The following is a 25,612-nucleotide window of genomic DNA, read 5'->3' as shown; positions in this document are numbered from 1 at the left end:
AGGGGGGAAATCATGATAAAAATAAGAGCCATAACCAGGCAGTCCGTAACCATTGCCTGGGAAGTCATGGAAGGGGTAAAAAAGACAAGAGTCTACTGGTCAGACAGGGAGACCGGGAAAGAAAATTACCGCTTGATGATTGAGAGTGATTTAAAAGAAATGGACCATTATCAGCTTAAGCGGGCCACCAGCATACCCCATTATTTCCTGGTGGTTCAGTCAGATGAGACAGGAACGGTTCGGGAAGAAACCTTTGTAACTCCCGTTCATTTCTTCCAGGAAGAACAGATAGAATCAATTAACCGGGGACTTGTGGCGGTAAAAACAGGAGAAGGAATATTCTTAAGCTGGCGCTTTCTTATCCATGAAGTGACAGGATACAAGGAAGCGAAACAGGGGCTGACCGGAGCAGACTTTGTCGTGTACCGGGAAGGAAAGCATGTGGCAAAGGTAACGGACAGCACCAACTATTTAGACCGGGAAGGAAGGGAGTCAGACAGATACCAGGTGGCGCCTGTGATCAATGGGGTGGAAGATAAAGCCTGTGATCCTGTAAGGGTCTGGGATCATGAATATCTTGATATTCCAATAAAAAAGCCTTCACCTGGAGTGACGCCAAAGGGGGAGGAATATACCTACTCCGCCAACGACATGTCAGTGGCTGATATAGACGGAGATGGTGAATACGAATACCTTGTAAAATGGGATCCATCAAACTCCCAGGACGTTTCGATCAAAGGGTATACCGGACCTTGCTACATTGATTGCTACAAGCTTGATGGAACTCTTTTATGGCGTCTGGATCTGGGACCAAATATCAGGGCTGGTGCTCATTACACCCAGTTTATGTGTTACGACTTTAATGGAGATGGTAAGGCAGAGATGGCCTTAAAAACTGCCCCGGGTACCCGTATGACACTATTTGGAGCGGATGGGAAGGAAACCAACTCCTTTTATATCACCATGCCGGAAGAGGATAGAAAGAAAGGATACAGCCACAAGGATTCCTATGTGTGCAGTGCTTCTGATTACCGGGACCACCTCATTCAGACCTTTTGCCAGTGGCAGGACCACCCGGAGGTAAAAAGCGGTCGTTGGCCGGGGACTTTAGAGGAATGCTTCCACATACCGCCTATGGCGTTCTATCCACTGAATCAGGAGGAAGGGGCACGTCTGGCAGATTATTTTCTGGATGAGTATGCACCTAAGAGAAGTTCAAGAAATAAGCTTCGGGAGTTTGAGGGCTTTATTTATAAAGGCCCGGAGTATTTAACCATGTTCTCCGGAGATGGAAGAGAGATGGAAACCATTCCATTTCCTTTTGACAGGGAAGATGACGGTCTGCTTTGGGGAGATTATTCCGGAAATCGAATCGAGCCATGCAACCGGGTGGACCGGTTTTTATCCGGCGTAGCTTACTTAGATGGAAAACGGCCATACCTCATCATTTGCCGGGGATATTATACCAGGTCTTCCATAGCTGCCTACGACTTTTTTAAGAACTGTTTTCATCAGGTATGGACGGTTGACAGTGGATTTGTGCCAATGGATAATCCATTTGCTGATAACCCTCATGGTGGAAGAGGGACAGATCCTGTCTATGGTTCTCTGGCGGGGCAGGGCAACCATTCCTTGTCTGTCTGCGATGTAGATGGGGACGGCTGTATGGAGATTATCTACGGGGCAGCCTGTATTGACCATGACGGAAGTCTGCTTTACAGCTCTCACGATAAGCTGCCGGACGGACGGACGGCTAAGCTTGGCCATGGAGATGCCATGCATGTGGCTGATATTGACCCGGACCGACCAGGCTATGAAATCTTCAATGTGTTTGAAGGCGCAGAGGAGGCACCTTATGGATATGCCCTCCGGGACGCAGAAAGCGGAGAAGTCATATTCGGGGAATATGCTACAAAGGATTTAGGCAGGTGTATGGTGGGAGATGTGATTCCAGAGGCAAGGGGATTGCAGTGCTGGGTCAATGGAGTCGGTACCTATGATTGCCATGGGAGATTACTGAAAAAAGAGACCCTTGGTACCAATATGTCCATTCGATGGTCTGGTGATTTAACCACTCAGATCACAGACGGAGAGGACTACTTAAAACAATCTCCCACTGGTGTGATCAATGATTTTATCCATAAGACCATGTTAGAGCCATTGGGAACAAAGACCAATAACGGGACCAAGGGAAACCCTTGCCTAGTGGCTGATATCTTTGGAGATTTCAGGGAAGAGCTGCTTTTGCGGACGGAGGACAGCAGTGCCATTCGAATTTATACCAACACCCAGATGACGAACCACAAGCTCATAACCCTGATGCAGGATACTCAATACCGCTGCGGTGTGGCCTGGCAGAACAATTGTTATAATCAGCCCTGCTATCCCAAGTTTTACTATGGATCTGATATGGAGGTAAGCCAGGTACTTCCTTATATGAAACGCAGGCCAGCACTTTTTATCGCCGGAGACTCCACGAACCAGACTTATTGGAACCAGGAGGTAAAAACAACGGGAATTGGAGAAAAGCTGATATCTCATCTGGACCCAGGAAACCTTTATGAGGTCCGCAGACAAAAAGAGTCCGGTTTTTCCAATGAGGCCTGGTATCAGAGCAGACATTTGATCGTGGATAACTGCGCTATGGCTGGAAGGTCCACAAAAAGCTTTCTAAAGGAAGGACGCTTGGATGATATAAAGGCCAGAATGAAGGAAGGGGATTATCTTCTCATTCAGTTTGGACATAACGATGCTTCCGCAAATAAACCGGAGCGTTATGTGCCGGTATCAGAATTTGCCGATTACCTAAAACTCTATGCAAAGGCGGCAAGGGAGCGGGGAGCATTGCCTGTACTGGTGTCTCCTGTCTGCATCTGTCCAACCAGAGATAGAAAAGATGGAGAGAGAGGGGAGATAGAAGAACTTCTGCCGGAATACGCCAGTGAGATGGAACGGTTTGCAGGGAAAGAAGGAGTTCCTTTTGTCAATCTATATCAAAAGTCATTAGAATACTGTATACAAGCAGGGGAGGAAAATGCCCTGGAGCTTTACATAGAAGATCAGGTTCATTTATCAGAAAAAGGAGCTGATTGCTACGCCGGGTTATTGGCAGAAGATCTAAAATCATTTATAATGGGAACAGATATGGAGGGATAACAAATGGGGAAATTAAAATTTGACAGAGCAAGTATTGAGGGGGCCATGGACCGGATCGTGGACCGGACAAAACGAATGGATATGTCCTGGGACTGGCCGTGCGGCGTAGCCTATTATGGCATTGCAGAAGCGTATGAGATCACGAAAAAGAAGGATTATCTGGATTTTTTAAAGGAACGCGTGGATGAGCTCATAGAGCTTGGCCTTCCTGTGTGGACCGTGAATACCTGCGCCATGGGACATTGTCTGATTACGCTATATGAGGCTACAAACGAGGACGTCTATATGGACATCATCCGTTCTAAGGTATCTTATTTGAGAACAGATGCCCTGCGTTTCGGGGATCAGGTGCTCCAGCATACGGTTTCCGCAGGGAATGATTTTCCGGAGCAGTGCTGGGCGGATACTCTTTTTATGGCGGCGTTCTTCCTGTTACGGGTGGGTATCATGACAAAGGATGAGGAGCTGATCTCAGATGCTTTAAATCAGTATTACTGGCATATCCAGTACTTGCAGGATGAAAAGACAGGGCTGTGGTATCATGGCTACAATAACATCACAAAGGATCACATGTCAGGCTTTTACTGGGGCAGAGCCAATTGCTGGGCGGCCTATACCATGAGTAAGGTAGGTCTTCTTCTTCCAGAGTGCTATTTGTATCCCCAGTTTTTAGAAATCGTCGGAAGCTTAAATGAGCAGCTTTCAGCACTTAAGCTCCTCCAGACGGAACAGGGCTTGTGGAGAACTCTCCTTGATGATGAAGAATCCTATGAGGAATTGTCTGCCTCCGCGGGCATAGCAGCTGCCATGACTTTAAAGGGCAATCCGCTTCACATCAAATACATAGAAAGGTCCATCACCGGAGTCTTATCTCATGTAGCACCAGATGGCAGACTGACGGATGTATCCGGCGGGACCGCAGTGATGAAGGATCGGGACGGCTACCGGAATATATCAAAGAAATGGATTCAGGGCTGGGGGCAGGGAATGGCTCTTGCATTCTTTGCGGCAGTTCTAAATTATGAGAACATAGCAGGAGACGGAGCATTATGACGGGAGCATTGAAGAATATATATACCTGCTTTCCAGGCGGAAGGCATAAGGTCCTTACTATGAGCTATGACGATGGAAGGATCGAAGATAAGAGACTTGTTGATATTTTTAACGCCAATGGAATCAAGGGAACCTTTCACGTAAATTCCGGCCTTACTCATATGGAAAACCGTTTAAAGCCGGAAGAGTGGAAAAGAGTCTATGAGGGGCATGAGATATCCTGTCATACGGTGCTTCATCCTACCATAGCAAGATGTCCGCTTCCCCAGGTAGCACTCCAGGTATTAGAGGACCGCAGGGAGTTAGAGCGGGCAGCAGGATATCCTGTGCGGGGCATGTCTTACCCAAACGGCTCTTATACGAAGGATATTGTGGATATGCTCCCGGGGCTTGGAATCGAATATTGCAGAGTGGTCGGGAGCACCGATGATTTTGCCATGCCGGAAAACTATCTGGAATGGAAATCTACCTGCCATCACAATCACAACCTCTTAGAAAATGGCACCCGTTTTGTTGAGCTTTTTAAAACCCAGTATCTTTACATGATGTATGTATGGGGACACAGCTTTGAATTTCCAAGAGATGATAATTGGGAGCTGATGGAAGAGTTCTGTCGTCTGGTGGGAGGCAGAGAGGATATCTGGTATGCAACCAACATAGAGATTGTGGATTATATGAATGCTGCCTCACAGCTTAAGTACACTATAGACGGGGATAAGGTCTATAATCCTTCCGCCCAAAGTGTCTTTATCAGCGTAGACGGTACTTTGATCCAGGTTCCAGGGGGACAGACTGTAAGTATTTAAATCAGATACCAAACAGCTGGTCGATGAGGATTTCACCGCCCATGAATATTAGAATGAGTCCACCGGCAAATTCTGCCTTTGATTTATATTTGGCTCCGAACATATTCCCCACTTTTACTCCAAGGACAGAGAAAAAAAAGGCAGTAAAGCCGATAAAGGAAACCGCCGGCACAATCTTTACCTGTAAGAAAGCAAAGGTTACGCCCAGGGCAAGAGCATCGATACTGGTAGCAAGAGCCAGAAGGAGCATCTGTCCTGGGTGAAGGGAAGGATCTTCGCAGTCATCCAGTTCATGGGAGAAAGATTCTTTTATCATATTAAGGCCAATGCAGCCAAGGAGAATAAATGCGACCCAATGGTCAAAGGATACAATGGCGTCTTTAAACTGGGATCCTAAAAGAAAGCCGAGAAACGGCATGATGGACTGAAAACCTCCAAAGTAAAGCCCTACGACCAGGGCGTGTTTCCAGCTCATTTTGGGGAGACTTAAGCCTTTGCAGATCGCGACGGCAAAGGCATCCATAGAAACTCCTATGGAAATCAGGAATAATTCAAACAATGACATGTGTAATTCCTCCTCGGGCGGCTAGGGTGTGTCTGAAAACTCATTGCTCCAATCTGTACCTCCCACTTCGCAGTATATTTGCTCCAAATTCAGTTGGCGTAGCCCACTACGCCGCCTTCATCTGAAGCAAATCTCCCACAAAGTGTAACGCACATCTTGAAACAAGCAGTTTTCAGGCACACCCTAAGTAAATATATGCCGGGAGAAATGGGGGGTAGAACGATAAAACTAATCTTTCTTATTCAGCCGAATTTTTTCCAGATACTCAAACAGCTCAGGGTCAACATTGTCAAACAATCGGTTTTTCTTTGATGGAATCCGCTCTAAGTGCTCTTTTTTTATTTCTAAATTGGTTTCCTCAATCTCTTTTTTTAAATCCCTTGCCGAAAGCCTGGTACAGCCTGTTCCAAGAATGATGATCTGCTCCATCTTATCAGAGGTAGCGACTCTCACCTGGTACTGCCTTCCAATCTGCTGGCTCACCTTTTCGATGTATTGGTCTGCTGTTTCTGCCTCTTTTGTAAAAATGACGTGAATGTTATGATATTCTATAATCGTTCCTGGATTTCCTTTGACCTTGTAGCCGTCAAAGACCAGGATGACATTGCATTTTTTAAAGCCCTGATAATTGCAGAGAATGTCCTGGAGCTTGGTTCTGGCCGAGTCCATATTGGTTTTTGTAAGCTCCTTTAATTCAGGCCATGCAAATATAATATTGTAGCCATCTACCAGTAAATATTCGGAACTCATTGGTCTGTCACCTCTCTGCTGTAGTAAAATAAAAAAAGCCTTTTTACGGTATCACAAGACTTGAATTAATTGTAACCTTTCCTACAGGAAAAGTCAACATTGCGGAATATTTAGAAAGAACTGGAATTAATTTGTTAAAAATAAATATTGCAGGATAAAAAAGATTGTGATATTATTAGTGAAATTCATTGTGGTGAAGTGATGAACTGTTATAATTTTAATGAAAACAGGGAAGCTTATCCTATATTGAATGGAAGATGATATTGATAAAGGCAGAGAAGGAGACTCTGGCCTATGGACCTCGACAGGAAGAGGGCGTCACCGACTGAGAGCGCCGTCATGTGGGACTTGGCTATGGGAACACTCCGGAGCCGATAAGCCGAAGCGGCTGAAAATCACCTTGATTTTCGGCGCCATGAGTAGGTTTATCCGTATGCATGCGTTAAATGCTTGAGTGGAGATTTTTGCTTAGCAGTCTGTTTATTTGCGGATGAATTTGAAAGCAGTCTCAATGCGGGTGGTACCGCGGGAGCTTATAGCCATATAAATCCCGTCCCGGAATATGTAACTGTATTCCGGGGCGGGATATTTTATTGTCAAAATATCTTTACCGGAATCGAAGCAATTACATTTAGGTAAGGAGAATACAGATATGGAATTCATCAAAGGTGTGAAAGAAAAGGAAACAATCGGGATTTTAAAGGGCTTAACCGGGGAAAATGCAGGTAAGACCATTCGCATGGAAGGCAGCATCCATACCATTCGTGATATGGGAGACGTGGCCTTTGTCATTCTTCGTAAGTCAGAAGGACTGGTACAGTGCGTGTATGAAGAGGGAAAGACAGCGACTCCTCTTAGTCAATTAAAAGAGGAATCAGCGGTCCGTGTCACCGGTGTGGTATCAGAAGAGAGCCGGGCGCCTCATGGATTTGAGCTGCGCTTAACGGAAATTGAGGTGTTATCTCAGCCGGCAGAGGTACTTCCCATCGCCATCAGCAAATGGAAATTAAATACCTCCCTTGAGACAAAGCTGTCTCTTCGCCCCATAACCTTAAGAAATCCCATGGAGCGGGCAAAATTCCGCATTCAGGAAGGAATCGTAAGAGGATTCCGTGATTTCCTCCATTTAGAAGGATTTACAGAAATCCGTACACCAAAGATCGTCGCCAGAGGAGCAGAAGGCGGATCTAACGTATTTAAACTGGACTATTTTAATAAAAAGGCAGAGCTTGGACAGAGCCCTCAGTTCTATAAGCAGACCATGGTCGGTGTTTATGACCGGGTATTTGAAGTGGCTCCCGTATTCCGTGCGGAGAAACATAATACCACAAGGCATTTAAACGAATACACCAGCATGGACTTTGAGATGGGATATATCGACAGCTTTGAAGAGATCATGGAAATGGAAACAGGAATGCTTCAGTATACCTTTGATCTTCTAAAGAAAGAGTATGCCCAGGAATTAAAGATGCTTAAAACAGACCTTCCCGATGTATCAAACATCCCAACGGTACGTTTTGATCAAGCAAAAGAACTGGTAGCTGAAAAGTATGACAGAAAGATCAAGAACCCATACGATTTAGAGCCGGAAGAGGAAGTATTAATCGGTCGTTATTTTAAAGAGGAGTACGGCAGTGATTTCGTATTCGTTACCCATTATCCATCAAAGAAGCGTCCCTTCTATGCCATGGAAGATCCGGCTGACGACCGTTATACCTTAAGCTTTGACTTATTATTCCGTGGACTTGAAATAACGACCGGAGGACAGAGAATCCATGATTATGAGACCATCATAAAAAAGATGGAAGCCAGAGGCATGAATCCAGAAGATATCTCTTCTTATCTCATGATTTTCCAGTATGGTATGCCACCTCACGGGGGCCTTGGAATCGGACTGGAGCGTCTTACCATGCGTCTTCTTGATGAGGCCAATGTAAGAGAGACTACCCTGTTCCCACGAGACGTTACAAGACTGGAACCATAAAAGGAGGCAGAAGAAATGGCACACATCATTGATGATGATATGATTGAATACGTTGGTATTTTAGCGAAGCTTGAATTAAGCGAGAAAGAGCGGGAAGATGCTAAGAAAGATATGGGCCGCATGCTTGATTATATTGATACCTTAAATGAACTTGATACCGACAGCGTGGAGCCCATGTCCCATGTATTTCCTGTCCATAACGTATTTCGTGAGGACGTGGTGGAAAATGGTGATGACAGAGATAACATCTTAAAGAATGCTCCCGAGAAAAAGGATGGGGCCTTTAAGGTACCAAAAACAGTAGAATAGGAGGAAGGCAGATGACAGAGAAAGAAATATTGTCCCTTACTGCGGTAGGACTTGGAAAAAAGATAAAAAGCAAAGAAGTCACTGTTATAGAGGCAGTAAAAGCAGTGCTTGGACAGATTCGTTCCATGGAGCCTGACTTAAACAGTTTTGTGACCGTAGATGAAGCATTTGCCTTAAGCCAGGCAGAAGCAGTGCAAAAGAAGATCGATGCCGGCGAGCTTACCGGTCCTCTGGCTGGAGTTCCCGTAGCGATTAAAGATAACATCTGCATTAAGGATATGAAAACCACCTGCAGCTCCAACATTCTATCTGATTTTGTACCCACCTATACCGCCCAGGCAGTAGAGAATTTAATCGAGGCAGGAGCCATTATAATAGGAAAGACAAATATGGATGAGTTTGCCATGGGCAGCACCACGGAGACCTCAGCCTTCGGACCCACAAAGAATCCCTGGAATCTTGAATACGTTCCCGGCGGTTCCTCCGGCGGTTCCTGTACTGCGGTTGCAGCTGGAGAATGCTTTTATGCCCTTGGCTCTGATACAGGCGGCTCCATCAGACAACCAGCCTCCTACTGCGGAGTAACAGGGTTAAAGCCTACCTATGGAACCATCTCCCGGTACGGGCTCATTGCCTATGGCTCCTCTTTGGATCAGATCGGCCCGGTGGCAAAGGACGTAACGGACTGTGCTGCTATCTTAGAGGTTCTCACCTCCCACGATAAAAAGGACAGCACCTCAGTCGATCGTAAGGATAATCACTTCATGGAGGCCCTGACAAAAGACGTAAAGGGACTTCGGGTTGGTATTCCCGCGGATTATCTGGGAGAGGGTCTTAACGAGGAAGTGAAGGAAGCTGTGTTAAAGGCTGCAAAGGTTCTGGAGGAGAAGGGGGCAGTGGTGGAGACCTTTGACCTTGGAAGAGTAAAATACGCCATTCCAGCCTATTATGTCATTGCCTCTGCCGAAGCAAGCTCTAACTTATCCCGGTTTGACGGGGTAAAATACGGCTACCGTGCGAGGGAGTACGAAGGTCTTCACGGGATGTATAAAAAGAGCCGTTCCGAAGGCTTCGGAGCAGAAGTAAAGCGCCGTATCATGCTTGGTTCCTTTGTTTTAAGCTCTGGTTATTATGATGCATACTATATTAAAGCCTTAAAGACCAAAGCACTGATTAAAAAGTCCTTTGATGAGGCTTTTGCGAAATACGATGTAATTCTGGGGCCAACAGCTCCCACCACAGCACCAAAGCTGAATGAAAGTCTAAGCGATTCCTTAAAGATGTACCTTGGAGATATCTATACCATTTCCGTAAACCTGGCAGGACTTCCCGGACTTTCCATTCCATTTGGCACGGACCATAAGGGACTTCCTATTGGAATTCAGCTGATCGGTGATTGCTTTCAGGAGAAAAATATCCTTCGTGCAGGCTTTGCCTTAGAAGGGGAACACGGATATACCATGCCGGAATTGGCTCTTAAGGCAATTAACGGAAGGGAGGAGAAGTAAATGAGCAAACAGTATGAGACAGTCATTGGTCTGGAAGTTCACGTAGAGCTGGCAACCAAAACAAAAATCTTCTGCTCCTGCTCCACGGAATTTGGAGGAGCGCCCAACACCCATACATGTCCGGTCTGTACCGGTATGCCAGGATCTCTCCCTGTATTAAATAAGCAGGTCGTGGAGTATGCCCTTGCGGTTGGTCTGGCAGCTAATTGTGAAATCAACCAGTATTGTAAATTTGACCGTAAGAATTATTTTTACCCGGATAATCCACAGAACTATCAGATATCCCAGCTTTATCTTCCCATCTGCCATGATGGATATGTGGAAATAGATACTCCGTCAGGAAAGAAGAAAATCGGCATCCATGAGATTCATATGGAAGAGGATGCTGGTAAGCTGATTCATGATGAGTGGGAGGACTGTTCTTTGGTAGACTTTAACCGAAGCGGCGTTCCCTTAATTGAAATCGTGTCTGAGCCTGATATGAGAAGCGGAGAGGAGGTCATTGCCTATCTGGAGAAGCTAAGGCTGATTATTCAGTATCTTGGCGCTTCTGACTGCAAGCTTCAGGAAGGCTCCATGAGAGCCGATGTAAACTTATCCATCCGTGAGGTTGGTGCAGCGGAATTTGGAACCAGAACGGAGATGAAGAATCTAAACTCTTTTAAAGCCATTGCAAGAGCCATTGAAGGAGAGAGAAAACGTCAGATTGAGCTCATTGAGGAAGGAAGACTGATTACTCAGGAGACCAGACGATGGGATGACAATAAGGAATCTTCTTATGCCATGCGTTCCAAAGAGGATGCCAAGGATTACCGCTATTTCCCAGACCCGGATCTTCCCCCTGTTCTCATCAGCGATGAGTGGATTTCTTCTATTAAGGAGAGACAGCCGGAGCTGCGCACGGAGAAAATGGCACGGTATCAGGAAGCCTTTAGCCTGTCTGAATACGATGCAGATATTATTACCGGTTCCAAGCACATGGCAGACATTTTTGAAGCGGTCACTGAGATCTGCAATAAGCCGAAAGAAGCCGCCAACTGGCTTATGGTGGAGGGCATGCGTCTGTTAAAAGAGCATGAGATGGAACCGGAAAATATGTGTTTTTCACCGGAAAACCTTGCAAAATTAATTCAGTTAGTAGATAATGGTACCATTAACCGTACCGTAGGAAAAGAAGTTTTCGAACGAATCTTTGCGGATAATGTCAATCCAGAGCAATATGTGGAAGAAAAAGGATTGAAGGTCGTAAATGATGAAGGGCAGCTTCGGGAGGCAATCCAGGGTATTATTGATGCAAATCCGCAGTCCGTAGAGGATTACCACAATGGAAAGGAAAAGGCCATGGGCTTTTTGGTCGGTCAGACCATGAGGGCCATGAAAGGGAAGGCTGATCCAGCTTCCGTCAACCGGATTGTAAAGGAATTGCTTGGTTAATGGAGTCTAAATGAGGAGGAGTAAGGAATCTATGAAGCCGTATATTGAAATGACAAAGGAAGAGTTACTGGCGCTTAAAAAGGAACTTTCTGTACAGTACAAGGAGTTTCAGACAAAGGACTTAAGACTTGATATGTCAAGAGGAAAGCCCAGTACGGAACAGCTGGATATCTCCATGGGGATGATGGAGGTATTAGGCAGCGATGTGGACCTTACTTGTGATGACGGCACTGATTGCCGCAATTACGGGGTTCTTGACGGAATCAAGGAGGCGAAAGAGCTTCTTGCAGATATGATGGAGGTAGCTCCAGACTACATCATCATTTACGGAAATTCCAGCTTAAATGTCATGTATGATACGGTTTCCCGCTCCATGACCCACGGAGTTATGGGAAGTACGCCCTGGTGCAAGCTGGATAAGGTGAAGTTTTTATGCCCGGTTCCCGGCTATGACAGACATTTCGCCATTACCGAGTACTTTGGTATCGAGATGATTAACATACCCATGACACCCGACGGACCTGATATGGATATGGTAGAGGAGCTTGTGGCGAACGACGATGCAATTAAAGGAATCTGGTGCGTGCCTAAATATTCAAACCCTCAGGGAATTTCCTATTCCGATGAAACGGTACGAAGATTTGCCCGCTTAAAACCGGCGGCCAAGGACTTCCGTATCTATTGGGATAATGCCTACACCATCCATCATTTATACGACCATGACCAGGATCATCTTATTGAGATTCTGGCAGAATGTAAGAGAGCAGGCAATTCAGATCTTGTTTATAAATTTGCATCGACCTCTAAGGTCAGCTTCCCAGGCTCAGGCATTGCAGCCATAGCAGCCAGCCAGAACAACCTGGTGGATATCAAGAAGCAGTTAAAGATCCAGACCATTGGACACGATAAGGTGAACCAGCTTCGCCACGTAAGGTATTTTGGTGATATTCATGGTATGGTAGAGCATATGAGAAAGCATGCTGATATCATCCGCCCTAAATTTGAGACCGTGATCAATACGCTGGAACAGGAGCTTGGAGGTCTTGGCATCGGTGAATGGACCAAACCAAAGGGAGGCTATTTCATTTCCTTTGATTCCTTAAACGGATGTGCGAAGGCTATCGTTACCAAATGTAAAAAATCCGGGCTTATCATGACAGGCGCAGGAGCTACCTATCCATATGGAAAGGACCCGAATGACAGCAATATCCGTATTGCGCCATCTTATCCTACCTTAAGCGATATGGTGCTGGCTATGAAGTTATTTACCCTTTGTGTGAAGATGGTAAGCATTGATAAGATTCTGGCTGATAAAAAGGATTAAGAATAAATAGACGTTTTGCCAATCATTGGGGCGGGATTCTGAAATGGAATCTCGCCCTATTTTTTCATCAATAATTTGATATAATAACCAAAGGCATACAGGCTGAGCAATTGGAAAGGAATGTATTTAAGATGAATGAATTGTTTTCTATCGGAGATATCTCAAAGATATTTCATATCCCCATAAAAACATTAAGATATTATGATGAAATTGGTCTTTTGGTACCTGCTTTTGTGGATACCAATACAAAATATAGATTTTACTCCGTGGATCAATTTGTATTAATTGATATTATACGGAATTCAAAAAAGATGGGGATGCCTTTAAGTGAGGTAAAAAAAGCCATTGAAGAAGATCTTAAATTTAATGACATATTGGAAATGATAGATCGGCAATCCATTTGTCTGGATGAAAAGATAAATGAACTGAACATGCTGAAAGCCTCAATGAATACAATAAGAGAGTCGTTGGGAGAGATAAGCAGCCTGGTATTCAACGAAGTTTTTTTAGTAAAAGAAGATATTCAGAAATATATTTCGTTCCCATATACCTCTCGCACGATTGAGGAACAGGAAATAAATTTTAGAAAAGCAGCACTTTCATCAAAGATAATTGAACGAGAGGTATATGCAGTTTTTGGAGTAGGCACAGATGCAAAAATATATTTTGATAAGGGAGAAATGGTAAATCCTGATATTCGTTATTATATTAAAAATAGGCTGTCCCCGGCTGAATACGAAAAGATACCGGCTGGTATGTACGCATGTATAATTTTTGACGATAATAGTTTTGCGAAAGAGAAGTATTATGGATTACTTGCAGAGTATCTTACTAAAAACAGGATACAAGCTCAGGGTGATTTCATAGAACAGTGGATTATGCCGAGAGTAGAGGGAAAAAGAGAAAGTACTTTAATAAAATTAGAAATTAAAATTGAGGATTGACTCTCCTGTAACTGGAGGTTGTATGATGAGATGTGTAAAGGGAAATGTAAAGTTGAAAGGAGTATAAATGTGAAAAATGAGTTCCCTACCGTAGAAGAATTATCAAATGGCTTTAGTGAATTTAAATTAGAAGAAGCGGTAGAATTATCAAACAAAGAAATTAAACTTTTTTATGAAGACGGACAGAAGGTTGTTTATCAATTTCTTGATAAAAATTGTTTGAGGGTAACCTGCGAGGGAGAACACGTAACAAGCTTTGCCTGTATCTATTCTGCAGTTTCACCTAGAAACAATCTTTATTTCGTAGATTTTATACAAGCTAATGGTATGAGTCAGTCTGTAACTACGGTTCTTGACTTTAATAAAATGATTGCCACAACGTTGACGGCAACATTACCAAGCAGGGAGAAGGCTGATATTTCTCAACTTGTAAGAGCAGAAATGAAGCTACCTATGACTTCTGTATCCGCACAGTTTACACATGCTTCAATTGGAAGTGAATTTACCACCAAAACGGAGCAGCATAGCTTTACCGCTGAATTAATTGGAAAGACCATAAGTTTCCGATATAGCAGCAACGATATCTATGAACACATCTATTTAAATGAGGATTTTTATAGTTGGCATTGTGTAAGCGGTCTTGAAAAGGGGCTGTGTGATACCGATCGATGTTATTATTTGAAGCTTGATGAGAATTTATATTGGTTTACATGGTTGGAGAAGGTTGTTCCAACGATTGGAACGGTTATAGAAGATCTGGCTGAGGGAAAGATGAGATCCTATGGAAAAATATGCGGTTATGAAAATTATTCCACAGGTGCAATCACTAATTTCCAGGTCGGATCGTATGCAACCGAATTGAGCAAATAATCCTTGAGTCAATGAGTTTTAAGATTTAGTACTACAATAAGGAGGAATATTACGATGGCTTATAAAATTACAGAAGCTTGCAACGGGTGTGGTGATTGCGTTCCAGAATGTCCCGTAGATGCAATCACAGAAAATGGAATTAATATCGATGTATGTAATGATTGTGGTGCATGTGTAAACGTATGTTGTAAAGATGCAATCATTGAGGTTTAAGATGATTAGGTAAAACGTTTTCAATGAACAGCAATTAAAATATAAATTAGGCTCTTTTTCAGTGGTTGGAGTGGGATTTTTAAATCTCACTCCATTCTTTTATTACTTTATTAGTCCTGTTATTCGAACAATACAAGATTAATAAATGCCTGGAAGGATTCGGTCTGGAACTTGTCTTTTTGAAATACCACATGATTCATGCAGCTGATATTAAAGTCCTTAACTTCAACCTCAACAATCTCACCAAGGCGTATGGACTCATCTGCAAAGATCCTGGGTACTACACCAATTCCAATGTTTTCTTTTACTGCCTGTAATATCACATCGGAATTCGTACTGGTCCAAAGAGGCTCTGCAGAAAGATTATTAAGGGCAAGAGCGTAATCAAAGGTATCCCTGATGGTACAGCCAGCTTCTCTTAAAAGGAGCGGTTCCTTCATCAGTGATTCTAAGGACACAGGCTGGTCACCTGGTTTCGCCAGAGGGTGACCTGGGGCGCAGATCACTGCCAGAGGATAAGAGGAAAATGGTATCTTTTCCAGCTGTTCATCGGGAATGACACCTTCCACAAGGCCGATGTCCAGTTCATTTTTCAAAAGCTTCCCTGTGATTTCCTGGGAGTTTGATACGGTTACTTTTAACTGAATATCAGGGTTTGAAACTGTAAAACGGGAGACTGCCCCAGGAAGTAAATAACTGGCCAGAGTCACGCAGGAGCCAATTCGTAGTGGTGCATTCAGATGAAGGGTTCCTGAGTAGTTTTCAAGATCCTGGTAAAGCTCCAGAAGGGGTATGACCTTAGACAAATAAAATTTACCATTCTCGTTGATTACCACCCTTCTGGACACCCGGTCAAATAAGGGAGAACCAACGGATTCCTCCAGTTCATTAATGGCGTGGGAGACGGCAGGCTGGGTCATGGACAGCGCTTTGGCTGCTCCAGTAATGCTGCCTTCTTCACACACCGTTTTAAAGATCGTAAGATGTCTTAAGTTCATGTTTCTCTTCCTTCCATTACCAACGTGTTATATGATAGTTTACATTATATCATTTTGATAATGGTATGAATAGAGTTTTGGAAAAAAATGTCGAAAAAATTATAGGCTCAGCATCATTAAATATTCTGTGGCATAGGTGCCATCCCGGTATTTAAATCCATGCTTTCTGGTTCCGTAAAGCTCAAAGCCAAATTTGGTGTAGAGAGCCAGGCCGCGTTCATTTTCACTCACTACCTCCAGCTCAAGCTGTTCATAGCCTATTTCCTGGGCACCGTTTATGAGAGAAGACATGAGATGAGAACCGATTCCAAGGCCCCAATAATTCCGAATGATGGAGATTCCAAAGGAAGCTCTGTGAGCATAGCGCTGGTGAGGAGCAATGGCGGTGATACCTGCGTTTGCTACAAGATGTCCGTGAACCATAGCACATAGCATTAAGTCCTTTTTACTTCTTAGGCAGTTTTGTAAAAATTGCTGCTCCTGAGGGATTGTAATATCAATTTCATCAGCATATCTGGAAAGGAAATTTGTTTCTTCCGATGCGGTAGACATCAGATGAAGCATGGCTGTGGCGTCTTCCGGTCCAGGGCTTTTTATGATACAGGGAAGTCCATTCTTAAGTATAACCTCTTTGGGTTTATATCTCATGATATTTCCTCCTGAAAGGGAAAGAGAAAGCAACGGGTACGCAGCTTTCTCTTTCTATGTTTAAAGTCAAAACCAGACAGGTCTTACAGACGCTTTGCAATGGCTTTGATAAAATCTTCGCTGTTTAAAACAGTTGGGTTAGGAATGGTGGTGATCAGTGCAAGGTCCTTTGTCATCTCACCGGCTTCTATGGTATCAATGGTGGCTTTTTCAAGCTTATCCGCAAAAGCGGCCAGCTCGTTGTTTCCATCAAGCTCTCCGCGCTTTCTTAAAGCGCCGGTCCAGGCAAAAATGGTTGCCACAGAGTTTGTGGAGGTTTCCTGGCCCTTTAAGTGATTGTAGTAGTGACGCTGAACCGTTCCGTGCGCTGCTTCATACTCGAAGTCTCCGTCTGGGGAAACAAGAACAGAAGTCATCATGGCAAGAGAACCAAAAGCAGATGAAATCATATCACTCATAACATCACCGTCGTAATTTTTACAAGCCCAGATGTATCCGCCTTCTGATTTCATAACACGAGCTACCGCATCGTCAATTAAGGTATAGAAATATGTAATGCCTGCCTCTTTAAATTTATCTTCATACTCTGCTTCAAAGATCTCCTGGAAGATATCCTTAAAGGTATGATCATACTTTTTGGAAATGGTATCCTTGGTAGAGAACCATAAGTCCTGCTTAATATCAAGGGCATATTTAAAGCAGCTCTTTGCAAAGCTTTCAATGGAATCGTTTAAGTTGTGCATACCCTGGGTGATGCCTGCGCCCTTAAAGGTATGAACGAGCTCTCTTGTTTCTGTTCCATCCTCTCCGGTGTAGACAAGCTCTACTTTACCAGCACCTGGAATCTTCATCTCAGAGCCCTTATAAACATCTCCGTAAGCGTGTCTAGCAATGGTAATTGGCTTTTTCCAGTTCTTCACACATGGATCGATTCCCTTGACAACAATAGGAGCACGGAATACAGTTCCGTCCAGAATGGCACGGATGGTGCCGTTGGGACTTTTCCACATTTCCTTCAGGCTATATTCTTTCACCCGGTCCGCATTGGGGGTAATGGTGGCACACTTGACAGCGACCTTATATTTCTTTGTGGCATTGGCTGAGTCAATGGTTACCTGATCGTTTGTTTCGTCCCGGTAAGCAAGTCCCAGATCGTAATACTCCGTCTTTAAATCGATGTATGGGAGTAAAAGATTATCCTTGATCATCTGCCAGAGAATGCGGGTCATCTCATCTCCATCCATTTCAACAATGGGGGTCGTCATTTTAATCTTATCCATGTGTTTGTCCTCCTAAGAAATGTTCATATTTTGCTATAGTATACGACATAAATTCAATTCGCACAAGACTGCTATGTAAATTTATTCATCCATTTTTGTATATTATACACAGTCTGAGGATTCATGAAATGCTCCACCTTTTCCACCTGCTCCAGTTCATCGGTATTCTGGTTGATAAAGCAGAAAAAACGGTGAAGAACTTCGTGGCGGAAGAGAAGATATTCGCCCAGCTGCATTCCATCCTCTGTCAGGGACACAGCACCGTATTTTTCAAACCCCACTAATCCCTGTTCCTTTAGGTTGCCTGCCATTTTAGAAGCTGAGGAGGGCTTTACATGAAGGCATTCGGCAAGCTCCTTGATACGGACCGGGTGCCCGTCGTGATGAAGCCTGCAGATCATTTCCAGATAATCTTCCATAGAGGAGGTGATTTTTGTCTGCTCTAAAAGGGAGTAGCCTTTCAGCGTATAGAAATTTTCAGCTCCGTTCATGCCGGTGTCTCCTTTGGGATATAATCATAGTTCATATCTATTCCCCTTGGGACAGTTGTATGAATCCAGGGACATGAAAAAACCGTGGTAAAATCGTTGGAACCAGTTTTTCTTTCTTTGCATATGTTAGGATATGGAAACATTGCAGGAAGTTTCAAAAAAGAAGTGCGGAGGTAAGAAACGATGAAGGAAAAGGCATGTATGGCAGATTTAAAAAGAGGGCAAAGGGGTGTCATAGCTAAGCTGTCTGCTTACGACGATATGAGAAGGCGTCTGCAGGATATCGGTCTGATTGAAGGCACGGTTGTGGAGTGCCTTGGAAAAAGTCCGTTGGGCGATCCTACAGCATTCTTAATCAGAGGTGCAGTGATTGCCCTGCGAAGGGAAGACGCAGGGCGGGTGCTGGTACGCCTGGAACAAGAGGATATGGGAAGACGCCGTTTTGAAGAAGAAGTGGCGGCAGCGGCGGTCACCCAGGAGGAAGATGCATGGGATTAAGCAGAGACTCTGTTGGTATCAAATCTGTGGATCTGGGGCTTGAAATTAAGAAACGTAAGGATAGTGATAAGGTAATTGCACTGGCTGGAAATCCCAACGTAGGGAAGAGTACGGTGTTTAATCAGCTTACGGGGATGAACCAGCACACGGGCTGGTGTTGTTAGAGGTAAAATAATATTGCAACGAAAAAGGCTGATCCCAACTGATTTTTATAAGAAAACAACGGTATACTCCCTGTGACGCAAAGAGCTTTTACTGATTTTAATTTCCTTTATAATAGAGCGCCAAAAGCGCCGCTTCTGTTCGTGATTCAGCTTTGAGTACATGGTCTCAAAGCCTGCACTTAGAATGCTTTTTAATGATTCAAGGTCTTGCGTTGTGGGAGGAGGGCTGGTTAGAGAGGATAGGTATTCTTCCAGTCTGGCCTTTTCCTTTTTAAATTCCTCCAGGGTGATTGCTTCATTTAGGTAAAGATCTTTCAGTCTCTCCAGTTTCTTGCATATCTGTTTTTTTTCCATTCTATGATCAGCGGTCTGTTTTTCCTTGGCCTGAAAACTGGCAATGTAGGAATTAAATTCTGTCCGAACATAATTTAATAAGTATTCTTCCAATCGTGTTTCCCTAATTTCTCCATGATTTAAGCATGCTTTTTTTGTATGAGACTGCTTGCATTCATATGCAGGATATTTATATCGAATGGTTGTTCCGTCTTTTCGTTTGGAAAGAACATTAATCTGGCAGCCGCCCATTTTGCTTTCACATTCCCTGCATATTACAAGGCCGGAAAATAGATAGGGGTATTTCTGACTGGACTTAATGTTATGGTTCTGGTCTAAAATATGTTGGATTTTATTGAAATCCTCATCGGATAGGAGGCGGGGACAGTAAGTTTCATTGCCGCGGTAACGCCCTGTCAATTTCTCGTTTCGAAGAAGAGACTGGCGGAAGTTTTGGGGCGTCATGCAGATTCCATATTTGTCCTTTAAATATTGGACCGACTGGTTCATGGAGTGGTGTTTTAAAAAATGCATGATTCCATCATAAATAGCAGGGGCCTCCTCAGAAAGTATCATACGTTTATTCATGATCTGGTATCCTCTTGGGACTTTTCCTGTAATCACTTCTCCGTGCTCTACCTTAGTCTTAAATACATCCGAAACACGAATTCCGCCGTTTTGAGCTTCCAGCTCGGCCCAGGTCATGGATTGGGCCACAAAGGCTCTGCCGTAAGGGGTGGAAGTATCAAAGTATGGCTGGTCGATAGCAGTCCATGCTGCGTTATATTTTTCCAGGACTGCCTGGGTGTTTAAATAATGGCGAAGGCTACGAAACCAACGATCCAGCTTTGTAAATATGATTAAGTCAATTTGTCCTTCTTTTACACGGTTCATCAAACGTGTAAAATCGTCCCGGTCAATTTTCTGACCGGATACACCATCGTCCAGATAAATATCCTGTAAGACCATATTGGTGTGTTCCTTAATATACCGGATTCCCCGTTCCTTCTGGTCTCTGATGGAATCTCCCCGCTCGGCCTGTTCTTCAGAGGATACCCGGATATAAACTGCTACGCGAATTGGCCGCTCTGGTTCTGAAGTTTTTTTCATCGCATCATCTCCCTGTACAGTCTACGAGAGGTGGGGGATAAAAATAACAAATACCCCTATAATGGAGATTCCTTTTTATAGGGGGGCAGAGAATTAAAATATCGTATCAGCGAATCTAAATCTATGGTTCAGTGACTCCGGAGCTATTTTAATGGCATTTAGAACCAGGTGTCCTTCCAGGTCCGATAGCCTCTGGCATTTGTTATGATAGTCATGCAGTTGTAGAAGTAAAAGTGATATGATAAGATTACATTAGATTAATCGTAATTTCATATTTTTAGCCTATCGTTCTTGTGTATTCCATTTTCTACTTAAATAAGGAAGAGGAAAGAAGTACAAACCACATGGAATACATATGGGTTAGAAAGGGGCGATATCATGGCGGATACAGTTCATGCAGTGAATTCTGTAGATCCGGTAAAGGCTTTTGAGGCTCTGGCAAAGATCATAGGGGAAAAAGAAGGGGTTGAAATTACTTTAAAAAGCTTAAAGAAACGAGAAGAAGAAAACGAAGGAGAAACCGGCTGATGCCGGTAGCATAAGACAAGCTAAGGCTGATAGGAGTAGACATGAATCAATGGAAAGAAACACTAAAAGATTTTCAAGGCTGTATCTCTATCAAACGAAAGGGCGGCACGGTATTTGAGCAGGCGTTTGGATATTCGGATCTTTCCAATCAGATTTCAAATACCTTAGATACCAGATTTGGAACAGCTTCCGCAGGAAAGGTTTTTGTTGCCGTTGGAATTCTTAAACTCATAGAAGAGGGAAGGCTGAATTTTGAGGATACCATGGGAGAATTACTTGATTTTGAGTTAAACCACATAGACCCTCTCGTAACGGTAGAGCAGCTGCTCAATCATACCTCTGGAATTCCGGATTATTATGATGAAAGCATTATGGAGGAATATTCGGATCTATGGGGGGATTATCCCAATTATAAGATACGCACCTCCAGGGATCTCCTGCCCTTATTTATCAATAAGCCCATGATGTATGAGAGGGGAGAGAAGTTTCAATATAATAACTCCGGCTATGTAATGTTAGGCCTTATTATAGAAAGCATTACAAAAGTACCTTTTGATTCATATCTGGCAGATGTCATTTTTAAACCAGGAAATATGGAGCACACCGGCTATTATGAGCTTGACCGCCTTCCGGCTGGATGCGCCAATGCCTATTTATATGATCAGGTGAAGGAAGAGTACTATACGAATATATATAGCGTTGATGTTAAGGGGACAGGCGCAGGTGGTGCGTACACTACGATAGGTGATATTGAATTATTTTGGAATAGTCTGCTTGGATATAAGCTGTTATCGGAAGAGATGACAAACAAAATGTTTCGTCTTCAAAGCACCAACTTTGAAAATGAGCATTATGGATATGGAATATGGTTAAAGAAAATGGAAGGGTATTATGTACCCTACATTGAGGGCTGTGATCCTGGTGTAAGTTTTATATCCAGTTACGACCGAGAGGAAGAGGTGCTCATCACTTTAGTAAGTAATTTTGGCAATAATGTTTGGAAACTGAAGCGAGAACTAAAATGGCAGGATTTTATATAAGCACCAGGATTTTGATAGAAACGTACTTGCTCTTGCTTATCTAAATTGAATAACTCTAAGGGCCAGATAGTGCAAGTGTTAAGCTGAAAATAACAGTAAATAAAGGCAATAGATGACTTAAGATTAAAGAGATTATCATAGGGATAGTTGTATGAAAATAGGCCATATGATATAATATTCTTAGTTTTTTTCGTGCACCATACCATGTTTTAATTTGCTTTTCTTCTAATTATATATCCTGTCTAATGTAGAATAAGGAAAGAAGTACAAACTACAGTATATACTTATAATTTAGTAAGGAGCAGTGTTATGGCAGACACGGTTCATGTTAACAATTGTGTTGATCCGGTAAAGGCTTTGTAAGCTCTGGCAAAAATCATAGGGGATAAAGAAGGGGTGGAGATCACTTTAAAGAGCCTTAAAAAAGGAGCAAAGAAAACAAGGAAGAGACCGGCTGTTGCCGGTTAGGAGGGACAAGCGAGTGGAATCATATTTAACAGGAGTAGATCAAACCCAGTTTAGAGTCATCTCATTACCCCCATTTCGTGCTGCGTCATCAGGCGTAGACAACGTGTGCGACTTTTCGAATGATAGTATTTTAGGAAAGTTTGATGCATACTTTTCAGCAATTCAAGTATCAGATAGAGATTCTTTTATGCCCAGAGATTTCTTATATTATGATGAAGAAAAGAGTGGGCTGGTATGGGCGTGGGCACTTACAGAAGATATGGATGATGGTGGAAATGAAGTGATATCTTTTGATGGTGGATATTATTTAACCTATGTCTACGTGGATGGGGATGATGAAATGAGTGGAAAAAGATACAAGGAGGCAATCTCTTATATTGAAAACTCAGATGTATTCGAACTGGACATACGTCCGGGGCATTATATCATGGGACATATTATTACACCATCTGAAATTATAAAAGCCCAGGGATTTGCACAGATGGAAAATTTTGTTCCTATTAAATTTAAGGAGAAATAGTGGTTTATCTTAAAAATGAATTAAAAGACTTTCAAGGTTGTATCTCGATTAATAAGAAGGGATGTACCATATTTGAACAGGCTTAAGGATATTCCGATTATTCAAATAAGGTGTTTAATATCTTTGATACCAAGTTTGCGACTGCCTCTGCAGGTAAGGTCTTTTTTGCTGTAGCAATTCTTAAGCTGATTGAAGAAGGAAGATTAAGCTTTCAAGATACCATTGGTGATTTGCTTGATTTTGACCTAAATCATATAGATTCAATGATAACTGTGGAGCAATTACTCAATCATACCTCTGGCATTCCTGATTATTGTGATGAAAGTGTGATAACCTATTATTCTGATCTTTGGCGGGACTAGATAGTTTTGAAAATTGACCTGTTGATAAAAGTGGTTTATGTCACTTTTTCAACAGGTCCAAACTTGTCCAAATCTGTTTAACTAAAAGTTCTGAGTTTTTACATCGACTGTTTTGGTATTTTTAATTTTATTTTTTCTTAGTTTCAGTTGCAGCTGCTGGTTTTTCATCGGAAGAGCCTGCTTTTACTTTGCTCTCATCTGTTTTTGTTTCTTTTGTTGCAGTGCTTTCCTTCTTGGTCTCATCTTTCTTGGACTCTGCAGCAGAAGTGCTTTCTTTCGCTTCTTTTGTAGTAGCTTCAGTTGTAGCAGCTTCTTTTGTAGCAGCCTCAGTTGTAACTGCTTCTGTGGTAATATCGGCTTTTGTAGCAGCGGTTGTTTCTGAAGTTTTGGTGCTACCACAAGCAGAGATAGCTGCCATTGTCAAAATTGCTACACCTGTCAAAAATAATTTCTTTGTTGTTAACTTCATAATAAATTTCCTCCTCAAGACTGTATTGGTATCATCAATATGTTCTGACCTTCAGTTATCTTATTTTTCTGAAGTCAAAAGTTATTTTAGCACCAGAATATAACAGAATCAATGGGGCATTAGTTGCTTTTTTCTTAATAAAATGTGAATTAAATATTAAAAAAAGATAAATGTAAAAAGTGTGTCTGAATTCACAAAAAATTCACAGAAAAAACACAGATTAAGCAAACTTCCATCACAATTTCGGTTTCTAATTTTTAATATCGTGACTCGTTTACCTCTAACACATGTAACACACGGGCAACTGGCCGGGTAAAACCGTTGCCAATGCCCAGGGCTATTGCAGTGATGGCAGCCAGGGATATGTTATGGTAGACATACCAGGCTGCTATTCCCTCATGGCCCACTCCACGGAAGAGGAGGTAGCAAGGGATTTTATCTGTTTTGAACATCCGGATGGGGTAGTGGTGGTCTGTGACGCAACCTGTCTGGAACGTAATTTAAATCTGGTGTTACAGGTTCTGGAGGCCACGCCTAAGGCCGTCGTCTGTGTAAATCTCATGGATGAAGCGAAGAAAAAGAGGATTGATATCCGGCTTGATTTACTGGAAGAGCGGCTGGGTGTACCTGTGGCAGGAACTGCGGCCAGAAGTAAAAAGGGGCTGGACCAGATATATACCTGTTTAAGACGCTGCCTTGAGGAAGAAGATAAGATAGAAGACGCAAACGTGGACTTTATAGACGAGGTAAAATTAGAAGAGACGCTTGAAAAAGGGATAGAGGAAACTACAGACAAATCAGAGGAGTCAGAGAAACCGCAAGAATCTAAAATAGCAGAAGGAATTGAACTTGCAGACGCAATCGAAGACGTAGAAGCATTCCCGGAAGAACCGATACAAAATTCGAAGGAAAAAGAAAAACGCCCAGTACTAATCCGTTATCCTCAATATATTGAGGATGCCATTGAAGCCCTTTCCCCTGTGGTGGAGAATGCTTCCGATGGTAAGATAAACATCCGCTGGCTATGTGCCAGATTATTAGATTCCATTGATAATCTTATGCAGGCGGTTAAAAAGTATGTAAGCTCTGTTGCTGAATCCGGGGAAGTGGCAGAGTGTTTAGAGAAAATCCGAAGCGAGTGGAGAGCCAGAGGAATCCACCAGGAAAAAGTAAGCGATGATATGGCTTCCGTATTCGTTAAGAAGGCAGAATATTTATGTCGCGGAGTCGTAATATATGAGAATCAGACCTATAACAGGAAAGATCGGAAGCTGGATTTTATATTTACCAGCAAGTCCACCGGCTTTCCCATTATGTTTCTGGTTCTTCTTGGGATTTTTTGGCTGACCATTACCGGGGCCAATTATCCCTCCCAGCTTCTTAGCAATGTTTTGTTTGGGTTTGAAGACCTCCTTTCAAAAGGAGCAGCATGGGCAGGCGTTCCGGAACTTATTTCCAATCTTCTGGTCCATGGCATGTACCGCAGTCTTGCCTGGGTCGTATCTGTAATGCTTCCGCCAATGGCAATCTTTTTTCCGTTGTTTACCCTTCTGGAAGATTTTGGATACCTGCCCAGAGTGGCGTTTAACCTGGATCGCTGCTTTAAGCGATGCTCCGCTTGTGGGAAGCAGGCGCTTACCATGTGACAGAGGAAATCTATGCTTTTTCATATAGAAAAGGAGCCATTATTCACTTGACACAATTTCCTCAAAATGGTATAGTTACAACATCAAACTGTAACTAAAAATAGTACAGAAAATAATGGAAAATGTCCAGTCGACTGGCTG

Annotated in this window: 24 protein-coding genes and 4 pseudogenes; 19 read left to right on the top strand and 9 right to left on the bottom strand. The window is 43.0% G+C overall.

All coding sequences use genetic code 11. The annotated features are described in order from the left end of the window. The first annotated feature begins 12 nt into the window (after nucleotides 1-12). The 3 genes from OW255_RS17125 to OW255_RS17115 are packed head-to-tail and all read left to right on the top strand — an operon-like array spanning nucleotide 13 to nucleotide 5,015. The gene (locus OW255_RS17125) at nucleotides 13-3,156 is read left to right on the top strand and encodes a rhamnogalacturonan lyase family protein (protein ID WP_268114758.1); all 3,144 of its coding nucleotides are present in this window, start codon (nucleotides 13-15) and stop codon (nucleotides 3,154-3,156) included. Between the two features lie 3 nt (nucleotides 3,157-3,159). Further along, complete coding sequence (locus OW255_RS17120) at nucleotides 3,160-4,209, top strand: glycoside hydrolase family 88/105 protein (protein WP_024835078.1); 1,050 nt, start codon at nucleotides 3,160-3,162, stop codon at nucleotides 4,207-4,209. Then, nucleotides 4,206-5,015, top strand: coding sequence for a polysaccharide deacetylase family protein (locus OW255_RS17115; RefSeq protein ID WP_035317498.1), 810 nt, complete (start codon nucleotides 4,206-4,208; stop codon nucleotides 5,013-5,015). Before OW255_RS17120 ends, OW255_RS17115 begins: the two co-directional genes overlap by 4 nt. Before the next feature lies 1 nt (nucleotide 5,016). On the opposite strand, the gene OW255_RS17110 is transcribed toward OW255_RS17115, so the two are convergent. Continuing rightward, nucleotides 5,017-5,580, bottom strand: coding sequence for a manganese efflux pump MntP (locus OW255_RS17110; RefSeq protein WP_268114757.1), 564 nt, complete (start codon nucleotides 5,578-5,580; stop codon nucleotides 5,017-5,019). On the opposite strand from OW255_RS17110, the pseudogene OW255_RS21000 reads away from it, so the two are divergent. After that, nucleotides 5,574-5,660 (top strand): annotated as a pseudogene (locus OW255_RS21000) (hypothetical protein); the annotation flags it as partial. The gene OW255_RS17110 and the pseudogene OW255_RS21000 sit on opposite strands and share 7 nt — an antisense overlap. Here OW255_RS21000 and OW255_RS20995 read toward each other — a convergent pair. After that, nucleotides 5,649-5,735, bottom strand: a pseudogene (locus OW255_RS20995) (DUF6783 domain-containing protein); the annotation flags it as partial. The pseudogenes OW255_RS21000 and OW255_RS20995 sit on opposite strands and share 12 nt — an antisense overlap. Nucleotides 5,736-5,808: 73 nt before the next feature. Further along, nucleotides 5,809-6,330, bottom strand: a complete 522-nt coding sequence (locus OW255_RS17105; protein WP_024835081.1) for an NYN domain-containing protein — start codon at nucleotides 6,328-6,330, stop codon at nucleotides 5,809-5,811. 652 nt (nucleotides 6,331-6,982) lie between these two features. On the opposite strand from OW255_RS17105, the gene aspS reads away from it, so the two are divergent. From aspS to OW255_RS17065, 8 genes are all read left to right on the top strand, one after another. After that, nucleotides 6,983-8,314 carry an aspartate--tRNA(Asn) ligase gene (aspS, locus tag OW255_RS17100; RefSeq protein ID WP_024835083.1) on the top strand — a complete coding sequence of 444 codons (1,332 nt, stop codon included), beginning with the start codon at nucleotides 6,983-6,985 and terminating at the stop codon, nucleotides 8,312-8,314. A 15-nt stretch (nucleotides 8,315-8,329) separates the two neighbouring features. Further along, nucleotides 8,330-8,623 (top strand): Asp-tRNA(Asn)/Glu-tRNA(Gln) amidotransferase subunit GatC, encoded by a 294-nt coding sequence (gene gatC / locus OW255_RS17095; RefSeq protein ID WP_024835084.1) that lies wholly within the window; start codon nucleotides 8,330-8,332, stop codon nucleotides 8,621-8,623. A gap of 11 nt (nucleotides 8,624-8,634) precedes the next feature. Beyond that, a complete protein-coding gene (gene gatA, locus OW255_RS17090; protein ID WP_268114756.1) occupies nucleotides 8,635-10,131 on the top strand; it encodes an Asp-tRNA(Asn)/Glu-tRNA(Gln) amidotransferase subunit GatA in 1,497 nt (498 codons plus the stop codon). Continuing rightward, a complete protein-coding gene (gene gatB / locus OW255_RS17085) occupies nucleotides 10,132-11,565 on the top strand; it encodes an Asp-tRNA(Asn)/Glu-tRNA(Gln) amidotransferase subunit GatB (RefSeq protein ID WP_268114755.1) in 1,434 nt (477 codons plus the stop codon). 31 nt (nucleotides 11,566-11,596) lie between these two features. Then, a complete protein-coding gene (locus tag OW255_RS17080) occupies nucleotides 11,597-12,889 on the top strand; it encodes an aspartate aminotransferase type Ic (RefSeq protein WP_268114754.1) in 1,293 nt (430 codons plus the stop codon). A 131-nt stretch (nucleotides 12,890-13,020) separates the two neighbouring features. After that, the gene (locus tag OW255_RS17075; RefSeq protein ID WP_268114752.1) at nucleotides 13,021-13,833 is read left to right on the top strand and encodes a MerR family transcriptional regulator; all 813 of its coding nucleotides are present in this window, start codon (nucleotides 13,021-13,023) and stop codon (nucleotides 13,831-13,833) included. 69 nt (nucleotides 13,834-13,902) lie between these two features. Further along, nucleotides 13,903-14,703 carry a molybdenum cofactor biosynthesis F family protein gene (locus OW255_RS17070; protein ID WP_268114751.1) on the top strand — a complete coding sequence of 267 codons (801 nt, stop codon included), beginning with the start codon at nucleotides 13,903-13,905 and terminating at the stop codon, nucleotides 14,701-14,703. A 54-nt stretch (nucleotides 14,704-14,757) separates the two neighbouring features. Then, entirely contained in the window at nucleotides 14,758-14,916 is a 159-nt protein-coding gene (locus OW255_RS17065; RefSeq protein ID WP_081752240.1) for a DUF362 domain-containing protein, read from the top strand. 119 nt (nucleotides 14,917-15,035) lie between these two features. Here OW255_RS17065 and OW255_RS17060 read toward each other — a convergent pair whose 3' ends face one another. The 4 genes from OW255_RS17060 to OW255_RS17045 form a co-directional block, all read right to left on the bottom strand. Then, complete coding sequence (locus tag OW255_RS17060) at nucleotides 15,036-15,914, bottom strand: LysR family transcriptional regulator (RefSeq protein WP_024835090.1); 879 nt, start codon at nucleotides 15,912-15,914, stop codon at nucleotides 15,036-15,038. Between the two features lie 99 nt (nucleotides 15,915-16,013). After that, a complete protein-coding gene (locus tag OW255_RS17055; protein ID WP_024835091.1) occupies nucleotides 16,014-16,562 on the bottom strand; it encodes a GNAT family N-acetyltransferase in 549 nt (182 codons plus the stop codon). Between the two features lie 83 nt (nucleotides 16,563-16,645). After that, nucleotides 16,646-17,842 carry an NADP-dependent isocitrate dehydrogenase gene (locus OW255_RS17050; RefSeq protein WP_024835092.1) on the bottom strand — a complete coding sequence of 399 codons (1,197 nt, stop codon included), beginning with the start codon at nucleotides 17,840-17,842 and terminating at the stop codon, nucleotides 16,646-16,648. A gap of 71 nt (nucleotides 17,843-17,913) precedes the next feature. Then, entirely contained in the window at nucleotides 17,914-18,333 is a 420-nt protein-coding gene (locus OW255_RS17045; protein ID WP_024835093.1) for a metal-dependent transcriptional regulator, read from the bottom strand. 183 nt (nucleotides 18,334-18,516) lie between these two features. Between OW255_RS17045 and OW255_RS17040 the strand changes: the two genes are divergently transcribed. Together OW255_RS17040 and OW255_RS17035 are read left to right on the top strand one after the other, a co-directional pair. Then, complete coding sequence (locus OW255_RS17040; RefSeq protein ID WP_024835094.1) at nucleotides 18,517-18,831, top strand: FeoA family protein; 315 nt, start codon at nucleotides 18,517-18,519, stop codon at nucleotides 18,829-18,831. Next, nucleotides 18,822-18,983: pseudogene (locus OW255_RS17035) on the top strand (FeoB small GTPase domain-containing protein); the annotation flags it as partial. The gene OW255_RS17040 and the pseudogene OW255_RS17035, both read left to right, overlap by 10 nt. A 57-nt stretch (nucleotides 18,984-19,040) precedes the next feature. Here the strand turns inward: OW255_RS17035 and OW255_RS17030 are convergent. Beyond that, nucleotides 19,041-20,438 carry a recombinase family protein gene (locus tag OW255_RS17030; protein WP_268114749.1) on the bottom strand — a complete coding sequence of 466 codons (1,398 nt, stop codon included), beginning with the start codon at nucleotides 20,436-20,438 and terminating at the stop codon, nucleotides 19,041-19,043. Nucleotides 20,439-20,816: 378 nt separating this feature from the next. On the opposite strand from OW255_RS17030, the gene OW255_RS17025 reads away from it, so the two are divergent. The 4 genes from OW255_RS17025 (at nucleotide 20,817) to OW255_RS21115 (ending at nucleotide 23,356) form a co-directional block, all read left to right on the top strand. Further along, nucleotides 20,817-20,966, top strand: coding sequence for a hypothetical protein (locus OW255_RS17025; protein ID WP_155857682.1), 150 nt, complete (start codon nucleotides 20,817-20,819; stop codon nucleotides 20,964-20,966). A 41-nt stretch (nucleotides 20,967-21,007) separates the two neighbouring features. Then, nucleotides 21,008-22,006: a serine hydrolase domain-containing protein gene (locus OW255_RS17020; protein WP_268114748.1), complete on the top strand. Its 999-nt coding sequence runs from the start codon at nucleotides 21,008-21,010 to the stop codon at nucleotides 22,004-22,006. A gap of 481 nt (nucleotides 22,007-22,487) precedes the next feature. Then, nucleotides 22,488-22,994, top strand: coding sequence for a hypothetical protein (locus tag OW255_RS17015; protein WP_024835097.1), 507 nt, complete (start codon nucleotides 22,488-22,490; stop codon nucleotides 22,992-22,994). 110 nt (nucleotides 22,995-23,104) lie between these two features. After that, entirely contained in the window at nucleotides 23,105-23,356 is a 252-nt protein-coding gene (locus tag OW255_RS21115; RefSeq protein WP_268114747.1) for a serine hydrolase, read from the top strand. Nucleotides 23,357-23,483: 127 nt separating this feature from the next. On the opposite strand, the gene OW255_RS17005 is transcribed toward OW255_RS21115, so the two are convergent. Beyond that, on the bottom strand, nucleotides 23,484-23,825 hold the full coding sequence (locus OW255_RS17005; RefSeq protein ID WP_024835099.1) for a hypothetical protein: 342 nt from the start codon (nucleotides 23,823-23,825) through the stop codon (nucleotides 23,484-23,486). Between the two features lie 293 nt (nucleotides 23,826-24,118). Between OW255_RS17005 and OW255_RS17000 the strand changes: the two are divergent. Continuing rightward, nucleotides 24,119-25,468: pseudogene (locus OW255_RS17000) on the top strand (FeoB small GTPase domain-containing protein); the annotation flags it as partial. Nucleotides 25,469-25,612 lie beyond the last annotated feature (144 nt).

Source organism: Lacrimispora xylanolytica (assembly GCF_026723765.1).
In the GTDB taxonomy this organism is placed as follows: Bacteria; Bacillota; Clostridia; order Lachnospirales; family Lachnospiraceae; genus Lacrimispora; species Lacrimispora xylanolytica.
Note: the sequence above shows the minus strand (reverse complement) of the source record. Positions and strands in the feature narration are given on the sequence as shown.

What these genes read in the sequence shown, in the direction of transcription:
- OW255_RS17045 (WP_024835093.1), bottom strand. Translation starts at nt 18,333, where the DNA reads ATGAACGGAGCTGAAAATTTCTATACGCTGAAAGGCTACTCCCTTTTA.
- OW255_RS17120 (WP_024835078.1), top strand. Translation starts at nt 3,160, where the DNA reads ATGGGGAAATTAAAATTTGACAGAGCAAGTATTGAGGGGGCCATGGAC.
- OW255_RS17005 (WP_024835099.1), bottom strand. Translation starts at nt 23,825, where the DNA reads ATGAAGTTAACAACAAAGAAATTATTTTTGACAGGTGTAGCAATTTTG.
- OW255_RS17105 (WP_024835081.1), bottom strand. Translation starts at nt 6,330, where the DNA reads ATGAGTTCCGAATATTTACTGGTAGATGGCTACAATATTATATTTGCA.
- OW255_RS17020 (WP_268114748.1), top strand. Translation starts at nt 21,008, where the DNA reads ATGAATCAATGGAAAGAAACACTAAAAGATTTTCAAGGCTGTATCTCT.
- OW255_RS17075 (WP_268114752.1), top strand. Translation starts at nt 13,021, where the DNA reads ATGAATGAATTGTTTTCTATCGGAGATATCTCAAAGATATTTCATATC.
- OW255_RS17025 (WP_155857682.1), top strand. Translation starts at nt 20,817, where the DNA reads ATGGCGGATACAGTTCATGCAGTGAATTCTGTAGATCCGGTAAAGGCT.
- OW255_RS17060 (WP_024835090.1), bottom strand. Translation starts at nt 15,914, where the DNA reads ATGAACTTAAGACATCTTACGATCTTTAAAACGGTGTGTGAAGAAGGC.
- gatB (WP_268114755.1), top strand. Translation starts at nt 10,132, where the DNA reads ATGAGCAAACAGTATGAGACAGTCATTGGTCTGGAAGTTCACGTAGAG.
- OW255_RS17055 (WP_024835091.1), bottom strand. Translation starts at nt 16,562, where the DNA reads ATGAGATATAAACCCAAAGAGGTTATACTTAAGAATGGACTTCCCTGT.
- OW255_RS17065 (WP_081752240.1), top strand. Translation starts at nt 14,758, where the DNA reads ATGGCTTATAAAATTACAGAAGCTTGCAACGGGTGTGGTGATTGCGTT.
- OW255_RS17115 (WP_035317498.1), top strand. Translation starts at nt 4,206, where the DNA reads ATGACGGGAGCATTGAAGAATATATATACCTGCTTTCCAGGCGGAAGG.
- OW255_RS17080 (WP_268114754.1), top strand. Translation starts at nt 11,597, where the DNA reads ATGAAGCCGTATATTGAAATGACAAAGGAAGAGTTACTGGCGCTTAAA.
- OW255_RS17040 (WP_024835094.1), top strand. Translation starts at nt 18,517, where the DNA reads ATGAAGGAAAAGGCATGTATGGCAGATTTAAAAAGAGGGCAAAGGGGT.
- gatC (WP_024835084.1), top strand. Translation starts at nt 8,330, where the DNA reads ATGGCACACATCATTGATGATGATATGATTGAATACGTTGGTATTTTA.
- OW255_RS17050 (WP_024835092.1), bottom strand. Translation starts at nt 17,842, where the DNA reads ATGGATAAGATTAAAATGACGACCCCCATTGTTGAAATGGATGGAGAT.
- aspS (WP_024835083.1), top strand. Translation starts at nt 6,983, where the DNA reads ATGGAATTCATCAAAGGTGTGAAAGAAAAGGAAACAATCGGGATTTTA.
- gatA (WP_268114756.1), top strand. Translation starts at nt 8,635, where the DNA reads ATGACAGAGAAAGAAATATTGTCCCTTACTGCGGTAGGACTTGGAAAA.
- OW255_RS17125 (WP_268114758.1), top strand. Translation starts at nt 13, where the DNA reads ATGATAAAAATAAGAGCCATAACCAGGCAGTCCGTAACCATTGCCTGG.
- OW255_RS17030 (WP_268114749.1), bottom strand. Translation starts at nt 20,438, where the DNA reads ATGAAAAAAACTTCAGAACCAGAGCGGCCAATTCGCGTAGCAGTTTAT.
- OW255_RS17110 (WP_268114757.1), bottom strand. Translation starts at nt 5,580, where the DNA reads ATGTCATTGTTTGAATTATTCCTGATTTCCATAGGAGTTTCTATGGAT.